Origin of the sequence: Devosia sp. Root685 (assembly GCF_001427875.1) — a bacterium.
Lineage (GTDB): Bacteria > Pseudomonadota > Alphaproteobacteria > Rhizobiales > Devosiaceae > Devosia.
This window is the reverse complement of sequence record NZ_LMHK01000002.1, coordinates 1,028,801-1,047,299: the sequence shown is the minus strand read 5'-3', so window position 1 is coordinate 1,047,299 and position 18,499 is coordinate 1,028,801. Positions and strand designations below refer to the sequence as shown.

General features: G+C 59.9%; 17 protein-coding genes and 1 pseudogene. 14 read left to right on the top strand and 4 right to left on the bottom strand.

The features are described 5' to 3' along the window. Nucleotides 1-16: 16 nt before the first annotated feature. Genes ASD83_RS13315 through ASD83_RS13305 form a run of 3 tightly spaced genes read left to right on the top strand, consistent with a single transcriptional unit; the run spans nucleotide 17 to nucleotide 3,373 of the window. A complete protein-coding gene (locus ASD83_RS13315; protein ID WP_056311607.1) occupies nucleotides 17-1,378 on the top strand; it encodes an LLM class flavin-dependent oxidoreductase in 1,362 nt (453 codons plus the stop codon). 2 nt (nucleotides 1,379-1,380) lie between these two features. Further along, nucleotides 1,381-2,235 carry an NADPH-dependent oxidoreductase gene (locus ASD83_RS20715; RefSeq protein ID WP_082561172.1) on the top strand — a complete coding sequence of 285 codons (855 nt, stop codon included), beginning with the start codon at nucleotides 1,381-1,383 and terminating at the stop codon, nucleotides 2,233-2,235. Nucleotides 2,236-2,254: 19 nt separating this feature from the next. Continuing rightward, the gene (locus ASD83_RS13305) at nucleotides 2,255-3,373 is read left to right on the top strand and encodes an LLM class flavin-dependent oxidoreductase (protein ID WP_056311604.1); all 1,119 of its coding nucleotides are present in this window, start codon (nucleotides 2,255-2,257) and stop codon (nucleotides 3,371-3,373) included. A 127-nt stretch (nucleotides 3,374-3,500) separates the two neighbouring features. Here ASD83_RS13305 and ASD83_RS13300 read toward each other — a convergent pair whose 3' ends face one another. Then, nucleotides 3,501-4,523, bottom strand: coding sequence for a LacI family DNA-binding transcriptional regulator (locus ASD83_RS13300; protein WP_056311602.1), 1,023 nt, complete (start codon nucleotides 4,521-4,523; stop codon nucleotides 3,501-3,503). A gap of 149 nt (nucleotides 4,524-4,672) precedes the next feature. Between ASD83_RS13300 and ASD83_RS13295 the strand changes: the two genes are divergently transcribed. From ASD83_RS13295 to ASD83_RS13255, 10 genes and pseudogenes are all read left to right on the top strand, one after another. Then, on the top strand, nucleotides 4,673-7,021 hold the full coding sequence (locus ASD83_RS13295; protein ID WP_056311600.1) for an alpha-L-rhamnosidase: 2,349 nt from the start codon (nucleotides 4,673-4,675) through the stop codon (nucleotides 7,019-7,021). A 28-nt stretch (nucleotides 7,022-7,049) separates the two neighbouring features. Beyond that, entirely contained in the window at nucleotides 7,050-8,345 is a 1,296-nt protein-coding gene (locus ASD83_RS13290) for an ABC transporter substrate-binding protein (protein ID WP_056311598.1), read from the top strand. A gap of 60 nt (nucleotides 8,346-8,405) precedes the next feature. Further along, nucleotides 8,406-9,320, top strand: coding sequence for a carbohydrate ABC transporter permease (locus ASD83_RS13285; RefSeq protein WP_056311596.1), 915 nt, complete (start codon nucleotides 8,406-8,408; stop codon nucleotides 9,318-9,320). Next, nucleotides 9,317-10,144, top strand: coding sequence for a carbohydrate ABC transporter permease (locus ASD83_RS13280; RefSeq protein ID WP_056311594.1), 828 nt, complete (start codon nucleotides 9,317-9,319; stop codon nucleotides 10,142-10,144). The genes ASD83_RS13285 and ASD83_RS13280 overlap by 4 nt, the downstream gene beginning before the upstream one ends. 28 nt (nucleotides 10,145-10,172) lie before the next feature. After that, nucleotides 10,173-11,252, top strand: a complete 1,080-nt coding sequence (locus ASD83_RS13275) for an ABC transporter ATP-binding protein (protein ID WP_056311592.1) — start codon at nucleotides 10,173-10,175, stop codon at nucleotides 11,250-11,252. Between the two features lie 62 nt (nucleotides 11,253-11,314). After that, a complete protein-coding gene (locus ASD83_RS13270; protein ID WP_056311590.1) occupies nucleotides 11,315-12,943 on the top strand; it encodes a carboxylesterase/lipase family protein in 1,629 nt (542 codons plus the stop codon). Between the two features lie 86 nt (nucleotides 12,944-13,029). Beyond that, nucleotides 13,030-13,869 (top strand): aldo/keto reductase, encoded by an 840-nt coding sequence (locus ASD83_RS13265; RefSeq protein ID WP_056311588.1) that lies wholly within the window; start codon nucleotides 13,030-13,032, stop codon nucleotides 13,867-13,869. Between the two features lie 683 nt (nucleotides 13,870-14,552). Continuing rightward, a pseudogene (locus tag ASD83_RS21495) lies at nucleotides 14,553-14,648 on the top strand (hypothetical protein); the annotation flags it as partial. A 118-nt stretch (nucleotides 14,649-14,766) separates the two neighbouring features. Further along, complete coding sequence (locus ASD83_RS21330) at nucleotides 14,767-15,099, top strand: hypothetical protein (protein WP_244489168.1); 333 nt, start codon at nucleotides 14,767-14,769, stop codon at nucleotides 15,097-15,099. Nucleotides 15,100-15,194: 95 nt separating this feature from the next. Beyond that, nucleotides 15,195-15,632: a ferritin-like domain-containing protein gene (locus ASD83_RS13255; RefSeq protein ID WP_056311586.1), complete on the top strand. Its 438-nt coding sequence runs from the start codon at nucleotides 15,195-15,197 to the stop codon at nucleotides 15,630-15,632. Here ASD83_RS13255 and ASD83_RS13250 read toward each other — a convergent pair. From ASD83_RS13250 to ASD83_RS13240, 3 genes are all read right to left on the bottom strand, one after another. After that, nucleotides 15,620-15,931 carry an Atu4866 domain-containing protein gene (locus tag ASD83_RS13250; protein ID WP_082561171.1) on the bottom strand — a complete coding sequence of 104 codons (312 nt, stop codon included), beginning with the start codon at nucleotides 15,929-15,931 and terminating at the stop codon, nucleotides 15,620-15,622. The two genes, ASD83_RS13255 and ASD83_RS13250, sit on opposite strands and share 13 nt — an antisense overlap. An 85-nt stretch (nucleotides 15,932-16,016) precedes the next feature. Further along, nucleotides 16,017-16,550, bottom strand: a complete 534-nt coding sequence (locus ASD83_RS13245; protein ID WP_056311582.1) for a nuclear transport factor 2 family protein — start codon at nucleotides 16,548-16,550, stop codon at nucleotides 16,017-16,019. A 99-nt stretch (nucleotides 16,551-16,649) separates the two neighbouring features. Next, complete coding sequence (locus ASD83_RS13240; RefSeq protein WP_056311580.1) at nucleotides 16,650-17,372, bottom strand: SDR family oxidoreductase; 723 nt, start codon at nucleotides 17,370-17,372, stop codon at nucleotides 16,650-16,652. 97 nt (nucleotides 17,373-17,469) lie between these two features. Here ASD83_RS13240 and ASD83_RS13235 point away from each other — a divergent pair, with 97 nt between their 5' ends. Further along, the gene (locus ASD83_RS13235) at nucleotides 17,470-18,375 is read left to right on the top strand and encodes a LysR family transcriptional regulator (protein ID WP_056311578.1); all 906 of its coding nucleotides are present in this window, start codon (nucleotides 17,470-17,472) and stop codon (nucleotides 18,373-18,375) included. The last annotated feature ends 124 nt before the right edge of the window (nucleotides 18,376-18,499 follow it).

The following is an 18,499-nucleotide window of genomic DNA, read 5'->3' as shown; positions in this document are numbered from 1 at the left end:
AGAGGGAAACACTGAAATGAGTGAGAAGAGACAGCTCAAGCTCGGCGCTTTCATCATGGCGACCGGCCACCACGTATCGGCTTGGCGACATCCGGCATCGCAGGCCGATGCCGGGCATAATATCGAACATTACAAGGCGCTGGCGCAGACCGCCGAGCGAGGGAAATTCGACCTCGTCTTCGTGGCCGACAGCCCGGCCGGTTGGGAGCGCGCCAAGGACCCAGAGGCGCTGCAGCGGTCTAGCCAAGGTGCGCATTTCGAACCGGTGACGCTCTGGGCGGCGCTGTCGCAGGTGACCAACAATATAGGCTTTGTCGCGACTGCATCGACCACTTACGAAGACCCCTACCTTCTCGCGCGAAAATTCGCCTCGCTCGATCATATCAGCAAGGGCAGGGCCGCTTGGAACGTCGTGACAACCGGGGCTGACGTTTCGAAGAATTTCTCCATTCCCGGTCATCCGGCCCACGCCGACCGCTATGAGCGCGCTGAGGAATTTGTCGATCTGGTCAAGGGTCTTTGGGATTCCTACGAGGACGATGCATTCGTTCGAGACAAGCAGAGCGGCGTTTATCTCGATCCTGACAAGGTCCATCAGCTCAATCACCACGGCAAACATTTCACGGTCAGCGGTCCGCTCAATGTTGCGCGCCCGGTGCAGGGTTATCCCGTCATCGTCCAGGCCGGTGCTTCCGAACCGGGTCGCGAACTCGCCGCCAGGACCGCTGAGATGATTTTCACGGCCAACCAGACCCTGGAAGACGCGCAGGAATTCTACTCGGATGTGAAAGGCCGCCTCGGTCGCTATGGCCGCAGCTCAGGCGAGCTGCTCATCAGCCCCGGTATCTTCCCCGTGCTCGGCGGTACCGAGAAAGAGGCCCGCGACAACCATGAATATATCCAGTCGCTGATTCACCCGTCCATCGCCTGGACCATTCTCCAGCGCCATTACAAAGGCGTCGACCTCTCAGGATATTCGCTCGACGACCGCGCTCCGCCGTTGCCGCAGAACACAGAACTCAACAAGAGCCGGCTCAAGCTCGTGACCGACCTTGTCGAGCGCAACAACCTGACCCTCCGTCAGCTCTATCTCGCCGTGGCAGGCGCTCGGGGGCATCGTGAGGTGGTCGGCACACCCGAGCAAATTGCTGATGCGATACAACTCTGGTTCGAGAACGGCGCCGCCGATGCTTTCAACATAATGCCCCCCATCCTTCCGACGGGATTGACCGATTTCGTCGATCAAGTTGTGCCAATCCTGCAGAGGCGTGGCCTGTTCCGAACCAAGTATGAAGGTAAGACGTTGCGCGAAAATCTCGGGCTGGCACGACCTTCAAACAGCTTCGCATTGCGGCGCAATCAGCGTGAGGCCGTCTGACCATGTCCAGAATTCGATTTGATACCGTGGTCCCATTCCCCACCGTAGCCGAACAAGCCATTTTCGATCGCTATCGAGAACCCCTGCCCATCGGCTCCGTCGAGTGGAACCAGACCCTAGACACCCTCTTGAGCCACCGTTCGGTACGCGCCTTCCTGCCCAGCCCCCTTGCTGCAGGAACGATCGAAACGCTTGTTGCCGCAGCACAATCAGCCCCGACCTCGTCCAATATTCAGGCCTGGAGCGTGGTTGCGGTTGAAGATGAGGATCGCAAAGCGCGTCTTTCGCGGATCGCGGGAGAACAGCGGCATATCAATGATGCACCGCTCTTTTTGGTCTGGGTGGCTGACCTCGCTCGAGCCGACCATCTTGCTGGTCAGCGCGGAGTAAGACTTGAAGGTGCTGATTTCACCGAGTCTTTCCTGTTGGCCAGCATCGACGCAGCGTTGGCAGCGCAGAATGCTGTGGTCGCAGCAGAATCGCTGGGCCTGGGCACGGTCTATATCGGCGCATTGCGCAACAATCCCGAAGCCGTGGCAGCCGAGCTCGGACTTCCGGACAAGGCGTACGCCGTCTTTGGCCTTGTGGTTGGGCACCCAGATCCTGAGCGTCAGGCCGCTGTTAAGCCGCGCCTTCCCCAGTCGGCAGTGCTGCATCGGGAACGATATGGCCTTGAAACACAGGTCGATGCGATTTCCCGGCACGATCAGCACATAGCAGCTTTTCGTAACGAGCAACGTCTTTCGCCACAAAGCTGGAGCGACTTGGCCGTCGATCGGCTGCGCGATGTGGAGGCCCTGAAGGGTCGACATCTCCTTCGAGAGTCGCTTGGTCGACTTGGCTTCCAGCTCCGGTAGTTCAGGAAAGGGCCCGTCGATGAGCTCCACAAACGAATTTCTTTGGTACATCCCCAATCAGGTCAACCCCGGTCACCGTGGTGAGCCCGTCGCCGCTGATCACAACAGCCTCGACGCACTGACTGCACAGGCCCATGCGCTCGAAGAGTTTGGCTGGCATGGTGCACTGATTGGGACTGGTTGGGGTCGGCCAGACACTTTCACGCTCGCCACAGCGCTGGCGGCGCGCACCACCACGTTTGAGCCGCTGATCGCCATTCGGCCCGGTTATTGGCGACCGGCAAACTTCGCCTCGGCGGCAGCGACGCTCGATCATCTGACCGGAGGACGGGTGCGGATCAACATCGTATCGGGACAGGACAACCTTGCCGCCTATGGCGACAGCGAAGGAGACCAAGCGCATCGCTACGCCCGGACCAAGGAATTCATGCGGCTGGTGCGCCGACTATGGACCGAGAACAAGGTCACGTTTGCCGGCGAGCATTTTTCCGTCACCGACAGCACGGTTGTGCCGCGGCCAGTGAAGCGAGGCGAGCGCCGGCACCCTGAGCTCTACTTCGGCGGCGCTTCTGACGCAGCAGAACGCGTGGCAGCCACCGAAGCCGATGTGCAGCTCTTTTGGGGCGAGCCGCTCGAGGGTATTGCCGAGCGCGTCGCGCGGCTCAAGGCGCTGAGCCGGACGCTCGACCGCGACCTCCCCCCGCTTAAATTCGGGCTGCGTATCACCACTTTCGTCCGCGACACCACCGAGGAGGCGTGGCGGGATGCCGAAGCCAAGGTAGCGGAGATGGCCAAGCAGCAGGGAGCAGGTTGGGACGATCATAATCGCAAAGTTGCCGTAGGGCAGAAGCGGCTGCTGGACCTGCATGAGCGAGGCGAGGTGCTTGACGACAATCTCTACACAACGCCAGGCAAGTTCGGCGGTGGCGGCGCTGGGACCACTTGGCTCGTGGGATCGGCTCAAGATGTCGCGAATAGTCTCGAGAAGTATCGAGCCCTCGGCATCGACACGTTTGTGCTGTCCGACACACCATATTTACGGGAGATCAAACGACAAGGCCTGGAATTGTTGCCACTGATGCGCAGTGCATCGAACAGCTCAACAGTGACCGGGCCTACGCCAGAATTGGTGACATAGCCCGCCAGTTTCGGAACCTGGCCTTCACGCTGTCTGGGAGTTACCTACTTCCGAAACCATGGACGTCAGGTTTCAAAACTGTGCTGCCAAAACCTGCCCGTCCGTCGACCACCCCGATGCCGTCACATCATGCCTTTTGCGACAATGCAGAGCTGCGGCGTGCCACCAATCGGGGGTGGACTAGGAAGTGCTCGGCTTTTTGTCGCCCCTCGATCCTTTCGACTAGAAGTCGCGTAGCCTGCAGTCCAAGTTGTTCGCCGGACTGGTCGATGCTTGTCAGTGAATTCTGGTCGAAGGCGCAGTACATGGTGTTGTCGTGACCGATGACTCCGACGTCTCCCGGCACTGCAAGGCCACCTATGCCGGCGACGCTAAGGGTCTCGAGGGCTACGTAGTCCGTCCAGCAGAATATGGCGTCCTTGCGGTTCGGGCCCGAGAGGAGCCGTTGGGCGGCGCCCTGAATCTCGCGCAGGTTTTGCGGCGTACGGACAATCTCGATGTTTTTGCCAAGATCTGCAGCCTTCATGGCCTCGATATAGCCCTCCTCACGTCGTTGGATGACGGTGCCGTTCGGCGAGTCGAGGCTGAGCATGGCAATCTTGCGATAGCCGTTTTCGACGAAGTGACGCACTGCGAGGCGGCCGCTTTCAGCATCGTCGTTGTTGACCGTGTCGAACGCGGAAACCTCGGGCAAATGGTGGCCAATCAGGACCAGAGGAATTCTCGCGGCTAGCGCCGAAAGGGCCTGGGATGTACTGACGCTGCCGACGATGATCAGACCATCGAGCTGCATGCTGGTCATGGATTGGACGAGCGCAGCTTCGGAAGAATGCTGCACGATACCCTGGACCATCTGATAGGTCGTACGCTCCAGCGCCGACGACACACCAGCAAGGATGTCGGCGAAGAACGGATTGCGCATGTCCGGGAAGACGACCCCAATGACGAACGTTCTGCCGCCGCTGATTCCGCGGGCGGACATGCTGGGCGTGTAGCCGAGCTTGGCAATCGAGACATTGACCTTTTCGCGCAATGCGTCGCTGACGCCATAGGCATTGCGCATGACCTTCGAGACCGCGGAAAACGAGACGCCAGCGTCCTTTGCGACGTCATGGATGGTGACGTTTTTTTCTCGCGGGGCCTTGGCCATTTCCGGCTCTCTTTCATCAATTTCTCGCGCAGGACACTGTGCCGATAAAATTCCCTCTTGCAATCCAAACTTAGTTGTACAACGCTGCACGTCCAACACTGCACACTGACGCGAACCAACGCGCCAGGGAGGATTTCATCTTGAACGACATGACGTTGCCGCGCTCGGCTGCGAACCCTTTTGCTCGCCCTGATGGCTGGGCCGCTCGGATGATTCATCCCTTGTCCGACCAGGGTGTCGGGTGGCCCGGGTCGTTCGTTTCGACGACATTCGAACTCGATGACGTGCGGGGTTCCGAAACGCTGTTCGTCACGGCCTGGGGCCTCTACCGGGCCTCTATCAATGGCCGTCGCGTCGGTGCTGAAGTTCTGTCCCCGGGTTGGACGAACTACGACGCCCGCCTTGCCATCCAGGAGTATGCCGTATCGGACCTGTTGCGGCCCGGACCGAATGTCATCGAAATCTCCCTTGCTGACGGCTGGTTTCGCTCGCCTTTGATGTGGACCGGCAACGGTCTCGCCAATATCTGGGGCGAAAAGATCGGCGCCTTTGCGGAGCTGCGGCGTGCGCCGGAAGGCCCGGTCCTGGTGGCCACCGATGGCACCTGGAAGAGTGGAGAAACAGCGGTTCGGAAGTCCGGCATCTATTTCGGCGAAACATACGACGCCAGGGTGCAGCAAGCAGCGTCGCACGGGGTGGAAGTCGTCGGCTTCGACCAGCGCGTCCTTGTGGCACAGGAATGCGCCCCGGTGCAGGAACTGCCCGCCCTTCAGACCATCCGCTCCTGGCAGGACGCAGAAGGCCGCACCGTCTACGATTTTGGTCAGAATATCGGCGGCTACATTGCCTTTGTCGGCCACGGCGATGCGGGCGCCAAGGTTCTGTTCGAGCACGCCGAAATTCTCGACAAGCACGGCAATTTCTACAACGTCAATTTCCGCAGCGCTGAAGCCGTCGTTGAATACACCTTTGCGGGGCAGGGGGCCGAAACCTATCGCCCCACCTTTACCTTCCAAGGCTTCCGTTACGCGCGCGCCACGATCTCCGGCAACGCCGCCATCGACGCGATAGAAGCGGTGCCAATCACCTCGGTACCCAATCCAACCGCCAGCTTTTCTTCTGCCAATTCGCTGGTCGATCGACTCGTCCAGAACACCATCTGGTCGCAGCGCGGTAATTTCATCGACATCCCGACCGACTGCCCTCAGCGCGACGAGCGCCTTGGCTGGACCGGCGATGCGCAGGTTTTTGCGCCTACCGCCTGCTACCTGGCCGAAAGTCACGCGTTTCTCGCCAAATTCGTCCGCGAGATGATGGTGGACCAGGATGCAGACGGGGCCATTGCGCATGTTTCGCCCAATCCTTTGCGTCTGAAGCGACCGCCTGACGGCAGCACGTTCAGCGGCTCGACGGGCTGGGGCGACGCCATCAGCGTCATTCCCTGGACCTTGTTCACCCACTACGGCGATCGCGCCATCCTCGAAGAAGCCTTCTCGGCGATGAAGCGCTGGAACGACTATGTCTGGGGCATCAGCGATGGCCCTGTCGTTCGCCCGCCCTCTGGATGGGGTGTGAAGGGCTTCAGTTTCGGCGACTGGCTGCAGCCGCAGAACGACCATCTCAAGGCCGTGCCGACGATGGGCGACGATGCCGCGGCCACGATCTATCTCTATATCTCGTCGGCGCAGATCGCCCGTATTGCCGAGACGATTGGCCGACCCGATGATGCCAAGCACTTCGCAACGCGTGCGGAAGCTGTAAAGGCTGCCTTCGCCGACGAGTTCATTACACCTGCTGGCCGCCTGCTATACGACGACCAAAGCTCCTACGCGCTCGCAATCCTTCACGATCTCATCCCGGCACAGCATCTCGATGCCGCCAAAAAATGGTTCAAGGCGACGATCACCCGGGCCCGGGGCCGGATCGGCACGGGCTTCATCGGAACACCGGCACTGCTGCCGGCGCTCGTGAAAATCGGCGAACCGGAACTGGCCGCCAGCGTCTTCCTGCAGGAAGAGGTGCCCGGCTGGCTGGCGCAGGTGAAGCGTGGCGCGACCACCATTTGGGAGCGCTGGGATGGAATCAAGGCCGACGGTTCGATCTTCGAGCCGACGATGAACTCATACAACCACTATGCATATGGCGCGGTCTGCCAATGGCTCTTTGAGGCCGTCGCTGGCTTCCGCCCGGATGCCGATGCTCCAGGCTTCCAGCGCGTGGTCTTCGAGCCGCTCGTCATACCGAGCTTGTCACCGGTCAGCGCCCATCACGACAGTGCCGCGGGCAAGGTCGCCGCTAACTGGGCCATCGATGGCGACAGCGTCACCTACACATTCACCGTTCCAGAACACAGCGAGGGGGAGCTCGTGCTGTCGGATCGGTATTTTGAAATCTCGGTCGATGGCGAGCCTCTGGCGACCATTGAGGGAGGGAAGGCGCGCCGCCAGATCGCGCCGGGAACGCACACCGCAAAGTTCCGCATCCACTGGCAAGCATGACGCCCGAAGGGGCTTAGGGAGGAAACCTATGACGATGATTAAACGGAGGGCCCTGGTGGGCCTCACCGCCGGCCTCTTGGCCATGACCGGCATGGTCGGCATTGCGTACGCGCAGACAAGCCTGACCCTCTTCTCGCCGAATGATCAGGCGGCCGTAGCCTATACCGAAGCGATGGTTGCGGCGTTCGAAGCCGCCAATCCCGACATCAAGGTCGAGATCGAAGTCGGTCCCGGTGGCACCGAGCGCGACAACATGGTCAAGAGCCGCCTTGCGACCGGCACCATGAACGACGTGTTCGTCTACAATACCGGTTCCCTGTTCCAGGCGATCAATCCCGTGCAGAGCACGGTCGATCTCTCAAGCGAAGCTTACATGTCGACCATCCTCGACAGCTTCAAGCAGACGGTGACGGCCACCGACGGCACCCTGCATGGTGTTCCCTATGGCCAGGCCATGGGTGGCGGCGTGCTCTACAACAAGAGGATCTACGAAGAACTCGGTCTTTCAGTCCCGAAGACCTGGGATGAATTCATGGCCAACAATGCCAAGATCAAGGAAGCGGGCAAGGCGCCCGTCATCCAGACCTTTGGCGACACTTGGACATCCCAGCTCTTCTTCCTCGCCGACTATTACAACATTCAGGCTGTCGAGCCCGATTTCGCGGCCAAGTACACCACCAACGAAGCCAAATATGCCGGCAACGTCGCCGCCATGGGTGGTTTCCAGAAGCAGGCGGACGTCTACAACGCCGGGTACCTCAACGAAGACTATGGCGCTGCCGTTCTCGATGATGGTCTGCGCATGCTCGCCCAGGGCGACGGTGCGCATTATCCGATGCTCACCTTTGCCGTTGGGACCATCGCCCAGAACTATCCCGATCTTCTGAACGATGTCGGCTATTTTGGGCTACCGGGTAATGATGCCGCCAAGAACGGCACCACGGTGTGGATGCCGACTGCCCTCTACATCTCGGCCAATAGCCCCAATGTCGAGGCTGCCAAGAAGCTCGTGGCTTTCGTTGCAAGCAAGGAAGGGGGATGTGACCCTTGGGTGGAACTCAATGCCATCACTGGTCCATTCCTGATCCAGGGCTGCGAGCTTCCGGCCAGTGTCCCGACTGCCGTTTCTGATCTGGGGGCGTATTTCACTGCTGAAGGCCAGACAGCACCAGCGCTCGAATTCCTGTCTCCGGTGAAGGGTCCAAACCTTGAGAACATCACGGTCGAAGTCGGTTCCGGCATTCGTACGCCGGAAGATGCTGCGGCTCTCTACGACGAGGACGTGAAGAAGCAGGCGCAGCAGCTCGGCCTCCCTGGCTGGTAAGCGACTGCCGAGGTGGCGGGCTGGTGATGGCCCGCCACTTCATCGAAATTGGAGGAGATTATGTCTGTAGCGACTGCAACCGAGGCCACGATTGGCCGCGGGCCGGTAAGTGCTGCCAAGCGCGAGACGGCCTATCCAGGATGGTTCCTGCTCCCGGCGGCGGTGATTTACTCGGTGCTGTTTCTGCTGCCGACGATATCATCCCTCTATTTCAGCCTGACGCGCTGGACGCTGTTCGACGCGACCTTCATCGGCTTTGATAATTTTGCCCAGTTCTTCCGCGAGCCGTTTCTCATTAAGGGGCTCGTCAATACCGTTATCTATGCCGTCGTGACCTCTGGCATGAAAGTCGTGCTGGGTATGGCCCTGGCGCTATTGCTCACCAGCAGGATCATCGCACGAGGCTATCTGCGGTCGGTAGTGTTCTTTCCGGTTTTGGTGTCGACCATAGGTGTCGGCATCACCTTCACCGTTCTGATGCATCCGACCAACGGCATGATCAATGAAGGGCTGGCGCTGCTTGGCGTGAAAGGACCGGGTTGGCTCACCAATCCGAACCTGGCGCTGTTCTCGGTGGCACTGGTCGACGTCTGGAAGGGCGTAGGCCTCGCTACGGTCATTTACATCGCTGGGCTCGTCGCCATCCCCAGGGACTACTATGAGGCCGCCCGCATCGATGGGGCCACCCCGTGGCAGAATTTCTGGTTCGTCACTCTGCCGCTGAGCCGGCCAGCGACGGCTACGGTCATCACCCTGTCCTTCATCGGCGGCCTCAGGACCTTCGACCTGATCTGGGCCATGACCAAGGGTGGGCCAGGCTTCTCCTCCGACACGATCGCGTCGGTGATCTACAAACAGTACCAGGCGGGTTTCTTCGGCCTGTCGACAGCAGGCAATGTGGTGCTCTTCATCCTCATCGCCATCCTCGTCGTGCCGCTGACCATGCTCCTCAATCGCAAGCGAGGCCACGAATGAAAAACCGCGCCTCGGTGATCAGCGGCATTGCCGCCATCGTCTTCAGCTTCTTCGTCTTTGTCATCCCATTCCTCTTCATCATCCTGATGTCGTTCAAGGATCGGCAACAGGCTTCGCTTCGCGACTTTTCCTGGCCCAACGGCTTTCATCTTTGGGACAACCTCGTGGCGGTCGTCTCGACGCGCAACTGGATGATGGTGACTGCCTTCATCAACTCGTCGCTGATCACGGTGGTCAGCGTCACGCTTCTTATTGTCCTCGCGGCCATGGTCGGCTTTGTGCTGGCCCGTCGTAAAGCCAAGTGGAACGGCACGATCGAGTTTCTTATTCTCGCCGGGCTGATGATCCCGCCCGCCGTGGTGCCGACCATCTGGCTGCTGCAGGGCCTAAAACTGTTCGGCACGCTGCACGGCATGATCCTGATCCAGGTGGCCTATAACCTGCCATTCTCGATCATTCTGTACCGCGCCTTCATTGCCACTATTCCGCGTGAGCTGGATGAGGCGGCCATCATCGACGGCGCGCGTCCGCTCGACGTGTTTTTCCGCGTGATCCTGCCGCTGCTTTGGCCGGTGACGGTGACCAATATCGTGGTGCAGTCGGTCGGTATCTTCAACGACTTCACCAACCCGCTTTACTACCTGCCGGGTTCAAGCAACGCGACGGTGCAACTGACGCTCTACAATTTCCAGAGTCAGTTCAACACCTCCTACAACCTCCTGTTCACCAATATCCTGCTCATCACCATCCCCCCGCTGATCGTCTTCCTGTTCTTCAACCGGCAGATCGTCGCGGGCATGACCGCCGGCGCGGTCAAGGGCTAGGGCACATCCAAAAATCGAGGAGACGGCCATGGCCGGACTGGAATTACGGCAACTGCGCAAGAGCTACGGCAATGTCGAGGTGATCAAAGGCGTAGACCTGAACATCGAACACGGTGAGTTCGTGGTGTTCGTCGGCCCCAGTGGCTGCGGCAAATCCACCCTGCTGCGGATGATCGCTGGCTTGGAAGATATCAGCGGTGGCGAGCTTCGGATCGGCGGCAAGGTGATGAACCACGTTGAACCGCGGGACCGGTCGATCGCCATGGTCTTCCAGTCCTATGCACTCTATCCGCACATGACCGTCTACGAAAACGTCGGCTTTGGCCTGAAGCTCGCCAAGACGCCCAAGGATGTCCGCGACCAAAAAATCCGCGAGGCGGCGCGCATCCTGCAGATGGAACATCTGCTCGATCGCAAGCCCGGACAGCTTTCCGGTGGCCAAAGGCAGCGTGTCGCAATTGGCCGGGCAATCGTGCGTCAGCCCGAGGTTTTTCTGTTCGACGAACCCCTGAGCAATCTCGACGCGGCACTGCGCGTCGACACGCGCATGGAGATCGCCAAGCTCCACCAGAACCTCGGCGCCAGCATGATCTATGTGACACATGATCAGGTCGAGGCCATGGTCCTAGCCGACAAGATCGTGGTGCTCGACGGTGGTGTCGTGCAGCAGGTCGGAAGTCCCATCGAACTCTATCAGCGGCCGGCAAACCTGTTCGTGGCGGGCTTTATCGGCTCGCCGAAAATGAACTTGCTGCCCGTTACCGTCGAAGCGGTATCCGATGGCAAGGTCACCATCTCCAGCAAGGATCTGGCTGCCACTGATATTGCAGCAAACTCGTCGGGTATATCGGCGGGGGAGACTGTGACGCTCGGCGTACGCCCACACGCCCTTCAGATCAGCAGCAGTGCCACCTTGGTGGGGCGCGTTGCCCTCGTTGAGCGATTAGGCAACGAAACCAACGTCAACGTCGAGTTGCCGACCGGCGGCCAGTTGATGGCAGTTCTCGATGGCGATCAGCCACTCCAGATCGGACATGGAATCGCCCTCGGCTTTGACTCCTCTGATGCCGTGATCTTCGATGGTGAGGGGCAGGCGCGCCACCTCTGACTTCATAACCACAGCCCGTTGGATCGACATTTTGCGCAATCGCGCACGATGAAGGAGAAACTATGCCCATTGGAACGATGACAAGACGTACCGCGCTTCTGTCCGCTGCAGCCATGTTCGGAACTGCCGCATTCCCCAGAGTCGGCTTTTCCGAGGAGACGAAAACGATCGAAGCAAAAACCACCCATGGTCGGGTCGCCGGCCGCAGCGAAGGCGGTATTGCGAAATTTCTCGGGATTCCCTACGGCGCCCCGCCAATCGGCGCCTTGCGCTTCAAAGCGCCGGTCGCACCTGAAGCATGGAGCGGGGTGCGTGACGCACTTGAGTTCGGCAATCCGTCATTCCAGGTCGCTGGTGGCGAGATGGGACCCAATGGCAACGGCCGCATGCCGGCGCCGTCCGAGGACTGCCTCTATCTCAACGTTTGGACGCCGGCGGCAGACGGCAAGCGCCGGCCGGTCATGTTCTACAACCATGGTGGCGGCTACATGATCGGATCGGGCGCCGCCACCGGCCAGGATGGCACCAATCTGGCTCGGCTCTACGATGTCGTCGTGGTCCAGTCCAACCATCGCCTGGGGCTCTTGGGATACCTGTTCCTCGGTGACCTCGCGGAAGGCGAATATACCGCCAATGCGGGCATGCTTGATATCCAGGCGGCCTTGCGATGGACGCGCGACAACATCGAGAATTTCGGCGGCGACCCCGACAACATCATGGTTTGGGGCGAAAGTGGCGGCGGCTCCAAGACGGCAGCGATTTACACCATGCCCGGCGCCGCTTCGCTCTTCCACAAGGCCTCCATCGAAAGTGCAGCGCCTCTCCGTTTCCCGACGCGCGAGCAGGCGACCGAGCGTGCCAGGGAAACGCTGAAGTGGCTGGGCCTCGCCGAGACCGACATTGGTCAATTGCAGGACATCCCAGCCGCCCGCCTGCTTGAAGCCCAGGAAGCGGGCAATGCCCGAGGCCTGGCGCCATGGGGCGATCCGGACCCCGTTCCGGGTTTTGGTTCCTTCGTTGATGGCACGGTTATCACGCAAAACCCCTTCGCCGATGGCGTGGCCGACTTCTCCAGGAACAAGCCGCTGATCTGCGGCACGACGCGCGACGAAACCGTATTCTTCGCCTCCTTCGGGCCGAAAGACGTCTTCGACATGGATGATGCCGCGCTGCGCGAACGGCTGAGCGGCACCTATCAGGGCGAACAGCTCGATGACCTGGTCAACACCTTCAAGGCTTCGCGCCCGGACGCGAGCCCGTCGCAGATCTATTTCGCCATCACCACTTCGGCGATCTGGAAGGATAGCGTCAAGATCGCCGAAGCCAAGGTCAAGCAGGGCGGGGCGCCGGTTTTCATGTATCACCTAGCTTATCAGAGCCCGGTGACCATCCCCGAGACCGACTATCCCATCGGCTCGCCCCATGCGGCGGATATCAACATCAAATTCGCCAATACCGACAAGAATCTAGATTTCTATATGTATTCGGATACCTCGCCGGAGCGCCAGGCAACAGCCAGCCACATGAGCGCCCTTTGGGCCGGCTTCGCGCGCACGGGCGTCCCACAGGCGGAAGGGGTGGTCGAGTGGCCCGCCTATGATCTTGAGACGCGCCCGACCATGTGGATCGACGCCGAATGTAGGATCGAGAACGACCTTGATGCGGAGGTGCGCAAGGTCTGGGACCGCTAACCCCCGCATCCGAATACCCAAACATCGCACGCGGGTAGGCATTCTCCGATCCGCGTGACACATTCCGCCTACACTTCCTGGAGCATATGACTGTGTCAGATCACTATACCCTCAATGATGGGACCACTCTGCCAAAGATCGGTTTGGGCACTTATAGCCTCTGGGGCCATGCTGGCGTCGAAGCCATGGCCGCAGCCCTGGACGAGGGCTACCGGCTCCTCGATTCTGCCGTGAATTACGAGAACGAAGGCGCTGTCGGAAAAGCCGTCAGGGGTTCAGGCATTGCGCGTGAAGACATTCGCGTTGCCTCAAAACTTCCCGGCCGCCACCACAAGAAAAGCGCGGTGGTCCGCACCATCGAAGAGTCTGTCCTCCGGACCGGCCTCGATTATCTCGACCTCTACCTCATTCACTGGCCCAATCCGGGCCAGGGCCTCTATCTCGAAGCGTGGGAAGGCATGATCGAGGCGCGCGAGAAGGGCCTCGTACGCTCCATCGGCGTCTCTAACTTCCTGCCCGAATATCTCGATGTGCTGATCCAAAAGACTGGCGTTACACCGAGCGTCAATCAGGTCGAACTCCACCCCTACTTCAATCAGAAACAGCAGCGCGCGGCGGACCAGGCGCGCGGCGTACTCACCCAGGCCTGGACCCCGATTGGCAAGAACACCGCTTTGCTCGAAGAGCCGGCAATCGTCGCCATCGCTCGCGAGCTCCAAAAAACACCCGCCCAGATCGTCCTGCGCTGGCACGTACAGCTTGGCGTGCTGCCGATCCCGAAGTCCGCAACGCGCTCCCGCCAGGCCGAAAATCTTGCGATCCAAGACTTCACGCTGGACGAGGCGCAAATGACCGCAATTTCCACCCTGACGCGATCAGACGGCCGCATCTTTGATGCCGATCCGTCTATACACGAAGAGTTTTAGGAGGGCGAAGGTATCAAGTGGTCGCAGAATTGCGTGCGCTTCTCCTAGTTTCGAACCAATACCGGAACGTCAGCTTTCCACCCCAAAACTGAAAGAAGGCGGGTGCCCGAACCTGCCCCATTTCGGCCTTCGCATCGATGGCAGCGATCGGTAAACATGGTCATGACCTTGAGCACCTGTTCGGAAGACAGAATGTTCCGTGATCACCATCAATTCAACCGGTAGCTGGCCCGAGACGCGGCTCTAGGCTAGCCCGGCGCGGTCCGATAACCTGTAATATGGCACGTCATTTTAGTTCCATATTACAGGTTATGGGTCCGACCTCGTGTTCGAGGCGCGAGATCGCTCGGACGAAAATGACACCGTTTGTGGACGAAAATTCAAAGGCGATCCTTTTTCGCAAACGCGGGGGTGTCTGCTCAGCTTCCAACATTCAAGGGATCTGGTGTGAACATGGCCTCAACCGAAAATCGGATTAACCCGTTGTTCTTGAGAGGAATTGGTCTTCACTAACGTTCCTTAGGGGGGATGTGCTCCCAAACAAGCATCTGTAAGTCACCAATACCGGCATCTCCCCTTGTAGCGAAGGGGCGGTTTGCTGGCGGAATTCCCGCTGAAACCCACAACTCTGTCTATTTTTCGGATAAAGCAGCGACCAACCCCCGCTACGCTGAAATCGAAGGCTGATCTGCATCGACCACCACCCTCACCGGCTGGAGCTGGCGCAAAAGTTCGGTGCCAAGGTCATCAATTTTGAAGAGACCCACGTCCGGGAGGCGCTCATGGAGATGACGGGTGGCGTTGGCCCAGACGCCGTGATCGACGCGGTCGGCATGGAGGCGCATGGCTTCGTCGTGGACAATGTTCTCGATGTCATCAAGCAGAAGATCGCGCCAGGTGCTGATCGAGGTCATGCCCTGCCAGGCACTTCTCGCCTGCCGCAAAGGCGGACGAGTATCGGTGCCCGGCGTCTATGGTGGAATGCTCGACAAGTGGCCGCTTGGCGCCATGATGGAGAAGGGCTTGCAGATCAAGACCGGTCAGACCCACGTTCAGAAATACACTAAAGATTTGCTGCGCCGTATCCAAGAAGGCGAGATCGACACCACGTTTTTGATCAGCCATCGCCTGTCTCTCGAAGAAGCGCCGACTGGCTACAAGAATTTCCACGACAAGCAGAACGAATGGACGAAAGTCGTGCTCAGGCCCGGCGGTGTTACGAACGCGTAACGCTCACGACACGGCGCTGGCCTTCCGTCTTAGCCATTCCCAGCCTGCAACCGAGCGACCATCCACCACTGCGGTGGTTTCAGCAGGAGACTTCCATGACCACTACAGGCCATGACCTCTTTGTCACCGGTCTCAAGAATGCGCATGCCACGGAGAACCAGGCGATCTCCATCTTGAAGTCGCAGGCGGGCCGGATCGAAAACTATCCCGATATCGAAGCCGAGCTGCAAAAACACATCGCCGAGGCCGAAGGCCAGATCGCGCGGATAGAGCGAATTCTCGATGCTCTCGGCGAAGACAAGTCATCGCTGCAGGATTTGGCTGTATCGCTGGCGGGCACGTTCGCCGCTGTCGGCCATAGCTGGCCCCGGATGAAATCCTCAAAAACTCAATGGCCAATTTCGCTTTCGAAAATTTCGAGATTGCGGCCTACAAGTCTCTACCATTCGGCGGCTGAGGGGGTGGTCCGAAGACCGCCATTCCCGTGCCTGTGGCTGCGATCATCTCGCACAGCTTGCCATTATCGGCGGTAAAGGATCATGCCGGCGTGATGGAGGATGTCGTCGATAAAGTCGCCATCGGCGGTGAAACCGGTGTCGTCCCAATATTCGATGCGCGTGCCCGTCACTAGGTAGCGCCCTTCGTAGGCGCGTTCGCGTGTTCCGCGCGCCTCCATATAGCGGCCGTTTGGAAGAAGCTCGTGGCGGATGTGTCCGTCCTCGGTCACCCAGAGCCCGATATAGGGGTGGTTGGTCAGCATTTCCTTTTCCTCAGCTATCGCGGGCTGGGCCAGAAGCGTTGTGGCAACCAAGACTGCAAATGTGCGCTGCATGGTCGAACTCCTTGTTGAATGTCGCGGTATCGCCAGCAAAGGGAACGACCGCCCGATGCGGCCGTCCCGGGTGAGGCTTTATGCTCTACTGCTGACGCGGTTCGTTGTTGTCGACGACTTCTTGATATGCGACGAGATCGAGGAAGGCCTCGGCCTCGACGACCGATCCGTCTTCCATCCAGAAGATCCACACGAACTGGTTGCGGTAGGGCGCACCCGACGTCGTCGTGGCCGAAGCGTCGAAGCGGACGATCACCCTGTCCTCGACAGCCCAGACGTGGTGGACCCTAGGCTTCAGCGGCGAGGCCAGCCGGCTGACGAGCGGGACCGATCCGCGCTGTACGAAGTCCTCAAGGCCATTGTAGGTATCGGCAACCGGGCCGGACCCATGGATGGTCCAGCGGACGTCGGGGGACAGCAGGTCGAAGACATTGCCACTTCCGGCTGCCCATTGCTCGAACGCCTCGCGCACGATGGCTTCGTTGCGGACGTTAGCGTCCGACGCTGGCGCGACGGTGGCATTGGCCTGCGCTGGCGCGACAGAAACGATAAATGCCAAGGCTATCAGTACATTGCGGGCGGCCGCTGCCCTGGATGCGATCATCGACACACAAATCATGAGTTCACTCCACTCTTGAGGGGGGGCGGGTATGACGGGGACGGGATCGCCCCCCAGCCAGAGCAGCCGCCAAGGGCCACTTTGCATTTCCGCCCGGCATCAATTTGCCGATACGGTCGGCCTTATGGTTATCTCTGTGGTGTCGACGCCGGCCGGCGCTTCGATCACCTGCCGCACCGCACGTGCTATGTCGGCCGGCTGAAGCGCAACGGCGCGATAGCTATCCATCATCGCCATGGTTTGCTCATGGGTGATGGTCGAGGCTAGTTCGCTTTCGACGACGCCCGGATTGACGCAAGTGACGCGGATCTTCGCGCTTTCCTGACGCAGCCCGTCCGAGATCGCCCGGACGGCGAACTTGGTGGCGCAATAGACCGCCGCCGTCGGCACGACCTGCAGCGCACCGATAGAGCCGATATTGATGATCTGGCCGCCGCCCTGCGCGTCCATGATCGGCAGCACGGCGCCGATGCCCCAGAGCACGCCCTTGATGTTGACGTCCACCATCCGGTCCCACTCATCCAGCTTGCCGGCTGCAAGCGGCGAGAGCGGCATCACGCCGGCATTGTTGATGAGGACGTCGATGCGTCCCCATTTCTGCATGGCGGCCTGGGCGAAGGTAACCATGGAGGAGCGGTCGGTGACATCCAGCGATCGTACCTCGGCCACGCCGCCCGCGTCGCGGATGTCTGCCGCGATGGCCTCAATGCGATCTAGCCGGCGAGCGCCCAGCAACACCTTCGCGCCGCCATTGCCCAGTTCTCTGGCAATACCCTCACCGATGCCGCTGGAGGCCCCGGTAATCAGAATAACCTTGTCCATATTGACGTCCTCCTCTGGGTTGACAAAGAGAATGGACGCTCGCAGTCGGTGATGGTATCCGTCGCCCGCAGGACTGAGTGGTTAGTAAAGCTGGACAATGAAGATCGATCTCAACCTCCTGCCGCTCTTTTTTGCCGTCGCGGAGGAAGACAATTTCCGTGCCGCAGCCGATCGCCTGGGCGTGTCTCGGTCGGCCGTGAGCCAGGGGATGCGGCGATTAGAGGACATTGTAGGTACGGCGCTGGTAATGCGGACCACACGCTCCGTACGTTTGACGGAAGCCGGGGAGCGCCTGCACGACGCTCTGTCCCAACCGTTCTCGGATATCGAAACCGCGCTCGAAAGCGTGTCGGCGGAGAATGCGCCACGCGGGCTCCTCAGGATCGCCGCCACCTCGATCGCGGAGCAGTTCCTTTCAGGTCCGCTCCTCGCTTCCTTTGCAGAGAGCTATCCAAATGTGACGATCGACGTCACGGTCACAGATAAAGAGTTCGACATCGTGGCTGCCGGCTACGACGCCGGCGTCAGGTTGGGCGAGGTGATCGAGCAGAACATGATTGCCATTCCGGTAACCGGCGATCAGCGGGAGATGGTCGTCGCAAGCTCAACCTATCTTGCCGCCCACGGAGCACCAGCCCATCCCCGCGAGCTCGTCCATCATCGCTGTATCGGCTGGCGTCCGGCGCCCAATGTCGCGCCCTATCGCTGGGAATTCGAGGAAAACGGCATTCCCTTCGATGTTGCTGTCGAGCCTCAAATCACCACCAACGATCTGCGCCTGATGCTGCGCACCGCGCTTGCCGGCGGCGGCATCACCTTCGCGCCGGAAGAGACGTTCCGGCCGTTCGTGAAAGCGGGTGAACTGGTGCCTTTGCTCGGCGAGTTCCTGCCGCTGTTCCCCGGATTTTTCCTGTACTTCCCGCAGCGCCGCAACATGGCCCCGAAGCTACGGGCGCTGATCGAGCACATACGAAGGTGGAAACTCTCGCTGAAGCGCCCGTGAAACTCGACCGGTATTCGATGCCATTTCTGTCTTTCAAGCATTGAAGATAAGTGGCAAAGCGAACCATGCGGTTGGGTCACGGTTCCCGCATGGTTCGCTTTGCCATTCGGCATAGTTTAGTTAG